The sequence below is a fragment of the Rahnella sikkimica genome, from assembly GCF_002951615.1.
Classification (GTDB): domain Bacteria; phylum Pseudomonadota; class Gammaproteobacteria; order Enterobacterales; family Enterobacteriaceae; genus Rahnella; species Rahnella sikkimica.
This window is the reverse complement of the sequence record NZ_CP019062.1, coordinates 660,133-673,359: the sequence shown is the minus strand read 5'-3', so window position 1 is coordinate 673,359 and position 13,227 is coordinate 660,133. Positions and strand designations below refer to the sequence as shown.

Annotated in this window: 13 protein-coding genes and 2 tRNA genes; 9 read left to right on the top strand and 6 right to left on the bottom strand. The window is 53.2% G+C overall.

Features of this window, described 5'->3' with window-relative positions; translation table 11 throughout:
* Positions 1-65: 65 nt before the first annotated feature.
* Positions 66-1,154 carry an ABC transporter substrate-binding protein gene (locus BV494_RS02990; RefSeq protein ID WP_104921508.1) on the bottom strand — a complete coding sequence of 363 codons (1,089 nt, stop codon included), beginning with the start codon at positions 1,152-1,154 and terminating at the stop codon, positions 66-68.
* Between the two features lie 423 nt (positions 1,155-1,577).
* Between BV494_RS02990 and BV494_RS02985 the strand changes: the two genes are divergently transcribed.
* Genes BV494_RS02985 through BV494_RS02975 form a run of 3 tightly spaced genes read left to right on the top strand, consistent with a single transcriptional unit; the run spans position 1,578 to position 5,252 of the window.
* Positions 1,578-2,588 carry an iron ABC transporter substrate-binding protein gene (locus tag BV494_RS02985; RefSeq protein WP_104921507.1) on the top strand — a complete coding sequence of 337 codons (1,011 nt, stop codon included), beginning with the start codon at positions 1,578-1,580 and terminating at the stop codon, positions 2,586-2,588.
* 37 nt (positions 2,589-2,625) lie between these two features.
* A complete protein-coding gene (locus BV494_RS02980) occupies positions 2,626-4,209 on the top strand; it encodes an ABC transporter permease (protein WP_104921506.1) in 1,584 nt (527 codons plus the stop codon).
* Positions 4,206-5,252, top strand: coding sequence for an ABC transporter ATP-binding protein (locus tag BV494_RS02975; protein WP_104921505.1), 1,047 nt, complete (start codon positions 4,206-4,208; stop codon positions 5,250-5,252). Before BV494_RS02980 ends, BV494_RS02975 begins: the two co-directional genes overlap by 4 nt.
* 128 nt (positions 5,253-5,380) lie before the next feature.
* Here BV494_RS02975 and BV494_RS02970 read toward each other — a convergent pair.
* Both BV494_RS02970 and BV494_RS02965 read right to left on the bottom strand, forming a co-directional pair.
* A tRNA-Ser gene (locus BV494_RS02970) sits at positions 5,381-5,468 on the bottom strand.
* A gap of 183 nt (positions 5,469-5,651) precedes the next feature.
* Positions 5,652-5,739 (bottom strand) — tRNA-Ser (locus BV494_RS02965).
* 261 nt (positions 5,740-6,000) lie between these two features.
* Between BV494_RS02965 and yccA the strand changes: the two genes are divergently transcribed.
* Positions 6,001-6,663 (top strand): FtsH protease modulator YccA, encoded by a 663-nt coding sequence (gene yccA, locus BV494_RS02960; RefSeq protein WP_104921504.1) that lies wholly within the window; start codon positions 6,001-6,003, stop codon positions 6,661-6,663.
* Positions 6,664-6,771: 108 nt separating this feature from the next.
* On the top strand, positions 6,772-7,101 hold the full coding sequence (gene tusE, locus BV494_RS02955) for a sulfurtransferase TusE (RefSeq protein WP_104921503.1): 330 nt from the start codon (positions 6,772-6,774) through the stop codon (positions 7,099-7,101).
* 4 nt (positions 7,102-7,105) lie between these two features.
* Here the strand turns inward: tusE and yccX are convergent, their stop codons facing one another.
* Positions 7,106-7,384 carry an acylphosphatase gene (yccX, locus tag BV494_RS02950; RefSeq protein ID WP_104921502.1) on the bottom strand — a complete coding sequence of 93 codons (279 nt, stop codon included), beginning with the start codon at positions 7,382-7,384 and terminating at the stop codon, positions 7,106-7,108.
* Positions 7,385-7,483: 99 nt separating this feature from the next.
* Between yccX and rlmI the strand changes: the two genes are divergently transcribed.
* Together rlmI and hspQ are read left to right on the top strand one after the other, a co-directional pair.
* Positions 7,484-8,677: a 23S rRNA (cytosine(1962)-C(5))-methyltransferase RlmI gene (gene rlmI / locus BV494_RS02945; protein ID WP_104921501.1), complete on the top strand. Its 1,194-nt coding sequence runs from the start codon at positions 7,484-7,486 to the stop codon at positions 8,675-8,677.
* A gap of 126 nt (positions 8,678-8,803) precedes the next feature.
* Positions 8,804-9,121, top strand: coding sequence for a heat shock protein HspQ (gene hspQ, locus BV494_RS02940; RefSeq protein ID WP_104921500.1), 318 nt, complete (start codon positions 8,804-8,806; stop codon positions 9,119-9,121).
* Positions 9,122-9,192: 71 nt separating this feature from the next.
* Here hspQ and BV494_RS02935 read toward each other — a convergent pair whose 3' ends face one another.
* The gene (locus tag BV494_RS02935; RefSeq protein WP_104921499.1) at positions 9,193-9,606 is read right to left on the bottom strand and encodes a CoA-binding protein; all 414 of its coding nucleotides are present in this window, start codon (positions 9,604-9,606) and stop codon (positions 9,193-9,195) included.
* A gap of 189 nt (positions 9,607-9,795) precedes the next feature.
* Between BV494_RS02935 and BV494_RS02930 the strand changes: the two genes are divergently transcribed.
* Positions 9,796-10,455: a YccT family protein gene (locus BV494_RS02930; RefSeq protein WP_104921498.1), complete on the top strand. Its 660-nt coding sequence runs from the start codon at positions 9,796-9,798 to the stop codon at positions 10,453-10,455.
* 118 nt (positions 10,456-10,573) lie between these two features.
* Positions 10,574-11,035 carry a methylglyoxal synthase gene (gene mgsA / locus BV494_RS02925; RefSeq protein ID WP_104921497.1) on the top strand — a complete coding sequence of 154 codons (462 nt, stop codon included), beginning with the start codon at positions 10,574-10,576 and terminating at the stop codon, positions 11,033-11,035.
* A 68-nt stretch (positions 11,036-11,103) separates the two neighbouring features.
* Here the strand turns inward: mgsA and helD are convergent, their stop codons facing one another.
* Positions 11,104-13,158 (bottom strand): DNA helicase IV, encoded by a 2,055-nt coding sequence (helD, locus tag BV494_RS02920; protein WP_104921496.1) that lies wholly within the window; start codon positions 13,156-13,158, stop codon positions 11,104-11,106.
* Positions 13,159-13,227: the final 69 nt, after the last annotated feature.

Sequence of the window (13,227 nt, the reverse complement as noted above, 5' to 3'; positions counted from 1 at the left end):
CGGTTAGGAACCCTGAACAACGAAATCAGACAAGAGAACAGGAGGCGCGGAGGCCTCCGTGAGTCTTATTTTTGTGCTGCGGCGCGCCACTCTTTGATGTAATCCAGACGTTTTTTCTGTTGCAGGTATTCGAGCAGGGTTTCATCGACCGGGATTGGCTTGAGCGCATTGCCTAACAGTTTGGTCAGGCCGTCGATGTCGTTTTTACCGTCGATATCGTTGCGGATTGACGGAATGTCAGCCTGATTTGCCAGAATAGTTTGCCCTTTTTCAGACAGGACGTAGTCCAGCCACAGTTTGGCGGCGTTGCCGTGCTGGGCTTGCTGGCTGATGAAGGAAACGCGCGAAAGCACCAGGGTGTAATCCTTCGGATAGGAAATGCCGAGCGACGGATCGGTTTTTGCGCGGGCTTCGGCGTAGGAACCGAGAATGTTAAAACCAATCAGGTTTTCACCGGAGGACACCCTTTCCATCATCGTGCCGGTGGAAGACTGCACCGCTAAACCGCCTTTGGCGACGTCAGCCAGCGTTTTGAAATAGTTCGGATCGGCTTTGAAATCCTGCACGGAAAGCATGAAGCCGAGGCCGGATTTTTCGATATCGTAAGTGGTGACTTTTTTGTTGAATTTCTCGGTCTGGCTGGCGATGAGTTTTGCCAGCGCCGCATGAGAATCCGGCACATCACCGGCCGGGATCAGGCGTTTGTTATAAATAAACACCACCGGTTCGTAGGTCGTGCCGTAGGCTTTGTCTTTCCACACCGCCCATTTCGGCAACTGGCCCTGTTCAGGCGATTTGTATTCCTGCGCGTAATCGGTCGCCAGCTTCAGCGCGGTGTCCATCGAAGAGCTCCAGACCACGTCGCCGCTGGTGCCGCCCGCCGCCTGTTCGCTGATATAACGGTTGTACAGCTCGGTGCTGTTCATGTCGTTATATTCCACTTTAATGCCCGGATACGTGGCCTCAAACCCCTGAATCAGCGGGCCTGCGGCTTTGGTGTCGGTAGTGGAATACACCACGACTTTGCCTTCTTTGGTCGCGGCATCGACGACTTTTTGGTAGTCCGCAGGATAACCCTGTGGCAGTGCAGACATTGCAGAGGAAGAGATCAGTACAGAAGCAGCAATCAGAGACAGACGTAATTTTTTAGACATTATTGTTAACCTCTAGTTACATTTGGGAAACTAAAAATCAACATAACGCATAACGTCAGACTGGCAATGCGGGATTGTTTTTATCTTCCCGATTTGTGAGTCGGGGCGTTTTTTAGGCAATTAACACCATTAAAACCACGGCGCGAAGGGGTTCTCAGTACCCCGTTTAAACGCACGCCTGGCTGTTCGCCACGGCAATACGGGCAGAAAGAAGGCACGGTTTTTGAAGAGGCATCGCGTCCCTAAGGTTTTCTTAATCTTGGATGTGGCATAAAGCGGGGCTGAAAGATGATGAGATGTTTTTACATAATTAAATACGAATCAATTTCAGTATGGTTTGCGATTTGCTACCTTTGCATTCCCATGTGCTGCACATGTCATGACGCCGTTATCTTCTTCTTTTTTCTTTTTAAGGGATTTCTTATGAAGTTACGTTTTTCTTCACTCGGGCCAGTCGCTTTACTCGCTTCCTCACTGATGCTGGCTTTCTCTGCCAGTGCCGCCGATGAAGGCATCGTTATCTATAACGCTCAGCACGAAAATCTGGTGCAATCTTGGGTCGACGGATTCACCAAAGACACGGGTATCAAAGTTACGCTGCGAAACGGCAGCGACAGCGAACTCGGCAACCAGCTGGTGCAGGAAGGCAGCGCCTCTCCGGCCGACGTGTTTCTGACCGAGAACTCACCGGCGATGGTGCTGGTGGATAACGCCAAACTTTTCGCCCCGCTCGATTCGGCCACTCAGCAACAGGTTGCCCCGGCTTACCGCCCTGAACACGGACGCTGGATTGGTATCGCCGCCCGCACGACGGTTTTTGTGTATAACCCGGAAAAAATCAGTGAAGCCCAACTACCTAAGTCACTGATGGATTTAGCGAAACCAGAATGGAAAGGCCGCTGGGCCGCATCACCTTCTGGTGCGGATTTCCAGGCGATCGTCAGCGCCCTACTGGCGCTGAAAGGCGAAAAAGCGACACTGGAATGGCTGAAAGCGATGAAAAACAATTTCACCGCCTATAAAGGCAACAGCACCGTCATGAAAGCCGTGAATGCCGGGCAAATCGACGGCGGGATCATCTATCACTACTACCGTTTTGTCGATCAGGCCAAAACCGGTGAAAACAGCAAAAATACCCAACTGTATTACTTCAAACACAAAGATCCGGGCGCGTTTGTGAGCATCTCCGGCGGCGGCGTTCTGGCGTCCAGCAAGCATCAGAAAGAAGCGCAGGAATTTGTTAAGTGGATCACCGGCAAACAAGGGCAGGAAATTCTGCGCACCAACGATGCGTTTGAATATGCCGTTGGCGTGAACGCCGCGTCTAATCCGAAACTGGTTCCGCTCAAAGATCTGGATGCGCCGAAAGTGGATGCGTCTAAGCTGAACAGCAAAAAAGTGGTCGATTTAATGACTGAAGCCGGTCTGCTGTAACAGCAGCAATTTTCACGAGCAGCGTGCCTTATCCATTATGTCGAATATGAGTCTCGAAGGTGTCCGCGCCAGATGGCGTAACCGCCGCAACGGTTCCTCCCGCCGGGCAGGAACCGGTATTGTGCTGGCGGCGGTCTTGCTGTCCTTGCTGTCTTTGCTTCCACTGGGATTTGTGGTCGGCATCACCCTCGATACCGGCTGGCAAACGGTTAAGGCACTGGTATTTCGCCCGCGCGTGGGCGAATTACTGACCAATACCGTGCTGCTCGTGGTCATCACGCTGCCGCTTTGCGCTGTCACCGGCATTGCGCTGGCGTGGCTGACCGAAAGAACCCGTCTGCCCGGTCGCAGAATATGGTCTTTGCTGGCCACCGCGCCGCTGGCGGTGCCGGCTTTTGTGCAAAGCTACGCCTGGATTAGCCTGGTTCCGTCAATGCACGGGCTGGGCGCGGGCGTCTTTATCTCCCTGATTGCCTATTTCCCCTTTATCTATCTGCCCGCAGCCGCCGTGTTACGGCGCCTCGATCCCGGTCTGGAAGATGCGGCAGCGTCATCGGGTTCAGCGCCCGTCGCGGTCTTTCTCCGCGTAATCCTCCCGCAACTCAAACTGGCAGTCTGGGGCGGTTCGCTGCTGATTGCCCTGCACCTGCTGGCAGAATACGGCCTTTATGCGATGATTCGCTTTGATACGTTCACGACCGCCATCTTCGATCAGTTTCAGTCCACGTTTAACGGCCCCGCCGCCAATATGCTCGCCGGTGTGCTTGCGTTGTGTTGCCTCGCCGTTTTGCTGGTGGAATCCGCCAGCCGGGGGAAAGCGCGCTATGCCCGTGTCGGATCCGGCAGCGCCAGACGTCAGACTTTGCGTCCGATGAGCACCGGCCTGACCGCACTGAGTTTATGCTTACCCATCCTGCTGACTGCCCTGTCGCTCGGCGTTCCGTTTGTTACGCTGGCGCGCTGGCTTTATCTCGGAGGCACCGATGTCTGGCTTAACCCGCAACTGTGGCCCGCGCTGAAACAAACGCTGCTGTACGCGCTGGCCGGTGCGGCGATAACCACGGTTTGCGCGGTGCCGATGGCCTGGATTTCGGTGCGTTATCCGGGGCGGTTATACCGTTTTCTGGAAGGCTGCAATTACATCACCAGTTCCCTGCCCGGTATTGTTGTCGCGCTGGCGCTGGTCACCATTACCATCCGTATGGCGCGCCCGCTCTATCAGACGGAAATCACCATTTTGTTCGCCTATCTGCTGATGTTTATGCCGCGCGCGTTAATCAACCTTCGGGCGGGCATTGCTCAGGCACCGGTTGAACTGGAAAACGCCGCACGAAGTCTGGGACGTTCCCCTTTTCAGGCATTGTGGAGCACGACGATGCGCCTTGCCGCGCCGGGTGCCGCCGCAGGAGCCGCGCTGGTTTTCCTGGCGGTCACCAATGAACTGACGGCGACATTATTACTGGCTCCCAACGGTACGCGCACGCTGGCGACGGCGTTCTGGGCGCTGACCAGCGAAATTGATTATGTGGCGGCATCGCCTTATGCGCTGCTGATCGTTTTGTTGTCGCTGCCGCTGACCTGGATCCTTTATTCACAATCTCAACGTAAGGCCGGACTATGAGTACGCTTGAACTGCGTGGGATCAGTAAATCCTATTCAGCCGTTAAAGTGCTGGAGAATATCGACCTGCGCGTCAGTGCGGGCAGCCGGACGGCAATTGTTGGCCCTTCCGGATCGGGGAAAACCACGTTACTACGCATTATCGCCGGGTTCGAAAACCCCGATCACGGCAAAGTCTTTTTGCAGGGAAATCTGCTGCATGGCACCGGATTGCATATTCCCGCGCATAAAAGAGGCATCGGATTTGTTCCGCAGGATGGCGCGCTGTTTCCGCATTTCACGGTTGCCGGGAACATTGCGTACGGGCTGACGGGGGGAAAACGCGAGAAACAAATCCGCATCGACGAACTGATGGACATGGTGGCGCTGGACCGGCGTCTGGCTGCGCTCTGGCCGCACGAACTGTCTGGCGGTCAGCAACAACGTGTGGCACTGGCGCGGGCATTAGCGCAAAAACCGGTACTGATGTTGCTCGATGAACCGTTTTCGGCACTCGATACTGCCCTGCGCGCATCGACCCGAAAAGCGGTGGCGGAACTGCTGGCCGAAACGCGCATCGCCTCGGTGCTGGTAACACATGATCAGACCGAAGCGCTGTCTTTTGCCGATCAGGTTGCGGTCATGCGTAATGGCAAACTGGCGCATGTCGGCGCGCCGCAGGAATTATATCTGCGTCCGGCAGACGAACTGACTGCCACATTCTTAGGGGAAACGTTGCTGCTGGACGCGCACCTTGAACGCGGTCAGGCGCACTGCGCACTGGGAAATATTGCGGTGGATAATGCTTTTCGCACCGGCAATGCACGCATCATGCTGCGCCCGGAGCAGATTCGTATTACGCCCGCAGAAAACCTGACAGGCGCAGCGCATTGTCTGGCAAAAGTCGTCAGCGTTGATTTCGCGGGGTTTATCTCGACGCTGAGCCTTGAACTTGCCGGCAGCAAACAAGTGCTCGATATCAGGATGGTCAGCCAGAGGGATATTGCTGTGGGATCGGCAGTCGGGATCCAAATAGAAGGCAACGCGCACGTTTTTCAGCCGTAGTTATCGGGCTTTTTCTTCACTTACTGCGGGCGTTTCGTGCCCGCGTAAAGGCACGTCTTCGTACAAACCCCCGAATTTCAGGCACAAAAAAAGCCGCTAATTGCTTAGCAGCTTTAATGTGTTGTTTATGGCGGAGGAGGAGAGATTCGAACTCTCGAATGGTTTCCCATCGCCGGTTTTCAAGACCGGTGCCTTCAGCCGCTCGGCCACCCCTCCGTAAACAACAAGCACTTTGCGACATCAGTCGTTCAGTACGGGGCGTAGTATACAAGACCGAAAAAAAGATGCAAACATTATTTTCAGCCTATTTTGTTGATTTTATGAGCATTTAAATCAGCTTCACAAATTTCAGATACAAAAAAAGCCGCTAATTGCTTAGCAGCTTTCTTGTGTTGTTTATGGCGGAGGAGGAGAGATTCGAACTCTCGAATGGTTTCCCATCGCCGGTTTTCAAGACCGGTGCCTTCAGCCGCTCGGCCACCCCTCCGCAACGAAGCGAACTATAAACATAGCCAATCAGGTTGTAAAGCCTGATTGCATTCAATTGCCTGAAAAACAGGCATTCGGTTCTCAAGCGGCGATTTATGCACCATTACGGCGATTTTGGCATCACGAAGCCCCGCCCTGCGCCGTTTGGGCAGGTAAAGAAGGGTAAAACGTCTTTAATGACGCCGCGCAACTCCTTACACTTCAATCTGTTTGTATTTTCACCGACTTCAACTTTTTTGTTAAAAGTGAGAATTTTATTATGGATCGTATCGTTGCCTCTTCGTCATCACGCGCAGGCTCGTTGTTAAGCACACACCGGGTGTTGCGCAATACTTATTTCCTGTTAGCCCTGACGCTCGGCGTTTCAGCGATTACTGCAACAGCCAGTACGGTTCTCCGCTTACCTGCACCGGGCTTCCTGCTGACTATCGTCGGCTTTTACGGCCTGATGTTCCTGACTTACCGCACGGCGAACAGCCCGGCGGGTATTTTGTCCGCCTTCGCGCTGACCGGTTTCATGGGTTATACGCTGGGGCCGTTGCTGAGCTCCCTGCTTTCTGCGGGTGCCGGTGACATTATTATGCTGGCGCTTGGCGGTACGGCATTGGTCTTCTTCTGTTGTTCGGCTTACGTGCTGACCACGCGAAAAGACATGTCGTTCCTGTCGGGGATGATGATGGCGGGCTTTGTTGTGCTGCTGGTCGCGGTTATCGCGAACCTGTTCCTGCAAATTCCGGCGTTGTCACTGGCAATAAGCTGCCTGTTTATTCTGTTCTCGGCGGGCGCAATCCTGTGGGAGACCAGTAATATTATTCACGGCGGCGAAACCAACTATATTCGCGCTACGGTCAGCCTCTATGTGTCGCTTTACAACGTGTTTGTCAGCCTGCTGAGCATTCTCGGGATGTCATCACGTAACTGATTACACGCGTAATCTGTTCGGGCCCCGCCACCGCGCGGGGCTTTTTATTTTGTCAGACAGGGCTTTTTGCTAAACTGTTGGCTGAATTTTTTACAGGTCAGAGGTTGTATGCTGGAGTTTGACGGTCAGGTGATTGAAACCGACGCTCAGGGTTACCTGAAAAACAGTAATGACTGGCAGGAAGGCATGGCGCCGCTGCTGGCAGAAAAAGAAGGCATTCAGCTTACCGATGCGCACTGGGAAGTGGTGCGTTTCGTGCGCGGGTTTTATCTCGAATTCAATACGTCACCGGCCGTGCGCATGTTGGTGAAAGCGATGGCACAAAAATACGGTGAAGAGAAAGGCAACAGCCGCTATCTGTTCAGGCTGTTCCCGAAAGGCCCGGCGAAACAGGCGACTAAAATTGCGGGCCTGCCTAAGCCGGTAAAATGCCTGTAATGCTTCAGTATTTAATTTTGAAATCGGTGTAATTGCCGGGCGCGGCGGGTTCAGTCAGCACGCGATCAACCTGTGCATGTTTCGGGCCGCCCTGTTTGAGCCAGGCTAACAGCTGATCCACTTTCTCCTGTTCGCCGCACGCCAACACTTCGACGCTGCCGTCTTCAAGGTTTTTTGCATAACCGGTCAGCCCTAACCCGGTTGCCTGATGTAGTGTCGAAAAACGAAAGCCGACGCCCTGCACCCTGCCGTAGACATAGGCAGCTATACTGACTTTTGCCATATTATTTCTCTCCGTTAGCGGTATGGTTCGTTGCAATTTCACCTGCATGACCGGACAATGTCGCTCTTTTTTGTCTCCGAACCGACAGAACCTAATTTTATGACTGCACGTTTAATTCTGGCCAAAGGCCGCGAAAAATCACTTTTACGCCGCCACCCGTGGGTGTTTTCCGGCGCTGTTCAGCGCGTCGAGGGGAAAGCCAATTCCGGCGACACTATTGATATTGTAGACAGTCAGGGCAAATGGCTGGCGCGCGGAGCTTATTCGCCGTCATCTCAGATCCGTGCCCGTGTCTGGACTTTCAAGCAAGATGAAGACATCGATATCGATTTCTTCATCCGCCGTTTACAGCAGGCGCAAAGCTGGCGTGATTATATCGCCAAACGCGACGGGCTGGACGGCTACCGTCTGATTGCCGGTGAATCCGACTGCCTGCCCGGCATTACCATCGACCGTTTCCAGAATTTCCTGGTACTGCAATTGCTGTCCGCCGGTGCTGAATACCAGCGCGCACCGCTGATTGCCGCATTGCAACACTGCTATCCGGAATGCGCCATCTGGGATCGTTCCGACGTCGCCGTGCGTAAAAAAGAAGGTCTGGAACTGGTTCAGGGCCATGTCGTCGGTGAAGAACCGCCTGCCCTGTTGCCGATTCAGGAACACGGCATGAGCCTGCTGGTGGATATTAAAGAAGGCCATAAAACCGGTTTCTATCTTGATCAGCGTGACAGTCGTTTAGCCGCGCGCAACTACGCGGCTGGCCGCAACGTGCTGAACTGCTTCTCCTACACCGGTGCGTTCGCCGTGTCCGCGCTGATGGGCGGTTGCACCAAAGTCACCAACGTGGATACCTCTCAGGCCGCGCTGGACGTTGCACGTCAGAACGTTGAGCTGAACAAACTCGATCTGTCGAAAGCAGAATTCGTCCGCGAAGACGTCTTCCAGTTGCTGCGTAAATACCGCTCGGAAGGCCAGCAGTTCGACATGATTGTGATGGATCCGCCGAAATTTGTTGAGAACAAAAACCAGCTGGCGAGCGCCTGCCGTGGCTACAAAGATATTAATATGCTGGCGATTCAACTGCTGCGTCCGGGCGGAATTCTGCTGAGCTTCTCCTGTTCCGGCCTGCTGCCAACCGATTTGTTCCAGAAAATCCTCGCGGACGCCGCACTCGATGCCGGTCGCGAAATTCAGTTCGTGGAGCAATTCCGTCAGGCTGCCGATCACCCGGTGACCGGCGCGTATCCTGAAGGTTTGTACCTGAAGGGCTTCGCCTGTCTGGTGATGAATTAATCCGATGTTCACGACGTGCTGTTCCGGCAGCACGTCGCAGAATTTTTAGCAGATTAAGCGGTCAAAACTTGAAATAGCACATTTTATCTCCATATAGAGATTAATGGATAATTTTGGGAGACGACTATGATTGCCAGCAAATACGGTATCGGCCAGCAAGTTCGCCACAGACTGTTGGGTTATTTAGGCGTGGTAATTGACGTCGACGCGGAATATTCACTCGAAAAACCCGGCGTCGATGACGTTGCCGCTGACGATTCAATGCGTGCCGCGCCCTGGTATCACGTGGTGATGGAAGATGAAGAAGGCCAGCCCGTTCACACTTATCTGGCAGAAATTCAGATTGACCATGAGGCCGCGCGTTCACATCCTGAACAAACCTCTCTGGATGATCTGGCTGCGTCAATCCGCAGTCAGTTACAGGCACCGCGTCTGCGCAACTGATCATCCCGCACCCGTTTAATGAAAAACCGGCTATGTTGGCCGGTTTTTTTGTGCCTGTAGCGGGCCGGAAATTACTTTTCCATTCCCAGACGTGGGATTTCAATTTTCGGACAACGATCCATCACCACTTTCATCCCGGCATCTTTTGCCAGCACGGCGGCCTGTTCGTTGATCACGCCCAGTTGAAGCCACAGCACTTTCGCTTTAATCGCGATGGCTTCCTGCCCCACGCCGTAAGCGGCTTCGGCGTTGCGGAAAACATCGACCATATCCACCGGTTCTGCGATTTCGGCCAGCGTTCCCACCGCTTTTTGCCCAAGTAATTCCTGCCCTGCCAGTTTCGGGCTGACCGGAATGACTTTGTATCCCTGCGAAAGCAGATAGGCCATCACGCCATAACTCGGGCGACCAGGATTGTCGCTGGCACCCACCAGAGCGATTGTTTTTACGTCCTCGAGAATTTTGCGAATATCATTGTCTTGCACGGGGTTATCTCCTTTTGACCTGTCTCCGGTAAGTGTAACGCAGCCTGACCGTTTCGACAGTGCAGGGTGCAAAAAGGATCGCCCTCAGAATTGCCCTTATGTAAAATTAAAACATTTTGTAAAACTTTGACACACAATCGCCGTTACTGAATAATGGAGAGTGAGCAATGTGTGTCTGAGGAGAGAAGAATGAAAGTCTGTCGTGCGCTGGTCGCATTAGCGAGCTTCAGCCTGATGGCGTCTGCTTCTGCGACCTCACTCAAACTGTCTGCGGATGTGGATGTGCTGGTTATTGACGGTAAACAGATGTCCGGCGCGATCCTGAAAGGCGCAGACAGCCTCGAACTGGATGGCGGCCAACATCAGATTCTGTTTCAGGTCAGCAAAAATCTGCACCCTGCTGCTGCGCAAAACGCACTGATTTATCACTCTCCGGCCCTTATCGTCACGTTCAATGCTAAAGGAAGCCGCGCCGTTTCCTTTGTACTACCTTCGCTGACTACTGAAAAAGACACCGCCCAGTTCAGCCAGCAAATGAATTATCAACTGGTGGATGATCAGGGAAACACGCTGGCGACTCAACGCGATGTTCTCAGTCTGTTTAATCCGGGCAATACGGCGGGCGCTGAAAAGCTCATGATGACGTATAACTTATCCGGCGCACGCGCTGCCGTGCCTTCTTTCGCCAGGGGAAATACCGATAAGAAATCGGCGCTGGCGCGTGAAGTTCCTTCGCAAATATCCATCGCCTATCTTCACCCGCTCTGGACCCGGCTGGCGGCAAACGCGGGTATTGAACAATTGTTGCTCTGGTTTAAGCTGCCTGAAAAACAGGAACGCACCTCGTAACTTAATCTCCATCACGCATTCTCTTTCTTAACGCCGAATTGTTGCCCCCGCGCTATGCAGTAAAACGGAGTTTCAGTATTCTGTGATCCACTCTTACTTTCTCTTTGAAGGGAATTTGATGGAATACACGACCCGCACGATCGCCAAACAAAAACATATTGCCCTGGTCGCGCATGATCACTGCAAAAACACCCTGATGAAATGGGTGGATAAAAACGTGGCTGAACTGTCAAAGCATATTCTCTACGCCACCGGCACCACCGGGAATATGGTACAGCGGAGCACCGGAATTACGGTGAAAAGTATGCTGAGCGGCCCGATGGGCGGTGACCAGCAGGTTGGCGCGCTGATTGCCGAAGGGAAAATCGACCTGCTGATTTTCCTCTGGGATCCGCTCAATGCCGTCCCTCACGACCCGGATGTAAAAGCCCTGCTGCGCCTCGCGACTGTGTGGAATATTCCGGTCGCAACCAATGTGGCAACAGCAGATTTCCTGATTGCATCACCGCTGTTCCAGTCAGAAGTGGACATTTCAATTCCTGATTATCAGCGTTATTTGTGGGCACGTTTGAAAGAGTGATTCGCAAGGTTTTGGATTCACAGCGTTTTTATAAACAAATCGCCCGGCATTTGCCGGGCGATTTGTTATCAGGGTTTCCGTTGCGCCGGAACACCGATATCTTCGAGCTGTTCGACAAAAACCGAAGGACGCGCTTTATTCTGCAATAGCCAGACCTGATGCTTCGCGCGGGTCATCGCCACATACAGCAACCGCCGTTCCTCGGCATCCCTAAAGTTTTCCGGCTCCGGCAGCAAGACCTGTTCAAGCACCGATTCACGGGCCGGTGCCGGGAAACCGTCATTGCCCTCATGCAGTCCGATAATAATGACATATTCTGCCTGCTGACCTTTACTGGCGTGGATCGTCATAAATTCAAGATTCAGTTTCGGCCAGCGGGTGGCGGCTTTTTCCAGAATTTGTGGCCGTAAATGGTGATATCGAGCCAGCACCAGAATTTGTTCATCAGCCGTGACATAACCGCTGAGTTTATCCAGCAGTTTTTCCAGCTGATCGTCAGGCAAGATCACCACATTTTTCTTGTTGCCCCTGGTCAGGCTGTTCAGCGGTTTTTTCAGCTGATAAGGATTCTGCTGAACAAACTTATTAGCAATTTCACCGATGCGATCGTTGAACCGGTAAGTGGTATCGAGCGCGCACTGCGCGCCTTCGCCAAAGTTCGTCGCGAAAGCAGTCGTCAGCGAAAGCTCTGCACCGCTGAAACGGTAAATGGCCTGCCAGTCATCGCCCACGGCAAACAGGCTGGTGCGTTTGTTCAGCTTGCGCAGTGCGGAGAGCAACAACGCGCGCTGTGGCGAAATGTCCTGAAACTCATCAACCAGAATGTGTTTCCACGGGCTGACAAAGCGGCCTTTTTCCAGAATATTTACGGCCTGATGAATAAGCCCGGAGAAATCCACCGCGCCTTCTTCTTTCAGGGCGGTTTTCCAGGCTTTCAGTAACGGAGCCATCAGACGGATGCGCTTCGAAAACAGATCTTTCACCTCTTCAGGTGCGTTTTCAATCATTTCGGCCTGACTGCCGCCGTGCATACGCATCAGACTCAGCCAGCGCTCGAGGCGGCTGCCCAGACGTTCGGCCAGCGATTTACTTTTCCAGTAATCCCCTTCCGGCACATCCCATTCGAGTTCGTCGGTCATCCACTGCCGCCAGCCGCTGGCCTGCACTTTTTTCCCGGCGCATTGTTCCTGCCAGGTTTTGATCAGCAGACTGCGACGGGCTTTTGCGTCCGTTTCCAGTTTGCTGATCTTTGGCGCTTTCTTGCTGCCTTCCTGAATAATCTGCAAGGCCAGCGCATGGAACGTTTTGGCTTTGATCCCGTCGGTATGCAGACGTTCTTTTATACGCGTGTTCATTTCATCCGCGGCCTGACGGCCAAACGCCAGCAGCAAAATTTGCTCAGGTACGGCTTCCTGTCGGCGCAGCAACCAGCCTGCGCGGGCCACCAGTACGGAGGTTTTACCACTGCCTGCGCCTGCCAGCACCAGAACAGCATCTTCGCCATTCACAACCGCGCGGCACTGACTCTCGTTTAGCGGAGAAACTTCAACGGTATCGAAGAAGTCCTGATTTTCCGCAATAACCCGGTCCGTCCAGGCCAGATTGCGTTTATCTACGCTGCGTTTGCCCTGCTCAAGCCAGCGTAAACAAGTGCGATAATCTTCGCGGCAATTATCGAAGTCATTGAGCCGTTCGACGGGGACAGGAATGGCGGAAAAAGCTTCTGTGATGTCTTTCTGAACATCAGCCAGATCGACGCTTTTAAACCATTTATCTTGTTCTTCAATGTGCGTGATTTTTTCAATTTGCCCGTGCAGAACGCCCGCGCTGACACCACTCATTTCCTCACTCCAGGCCTGCCAGATTTTGAGGAGATGCTGATAAAAGCGCTGCGTTTCCTGCCATTCCGTGCCATGCAGCCGGACGACTTTTGCCTCAGGCAATTCAAATTCAAGCTCGCCCCAGACAATGCCGCGCTTGCAGCGGATCTGAATAAGCTGATTAAAAGGGATCAGGTAGTGATGTTTGTCGCCGCTGACTTCTACGCCCGCATTAAGCAGACGCACCCGGTTGTAGGGATGTTGCGCCAGATGTTTCCCGAAAGAGGTCGATTTCAATTCCATATCATCACACCGTTTTTTCTCTTTTATTCCTGACGGAAAAGTAATAGTTGTTATTTTACACGCAAGTCG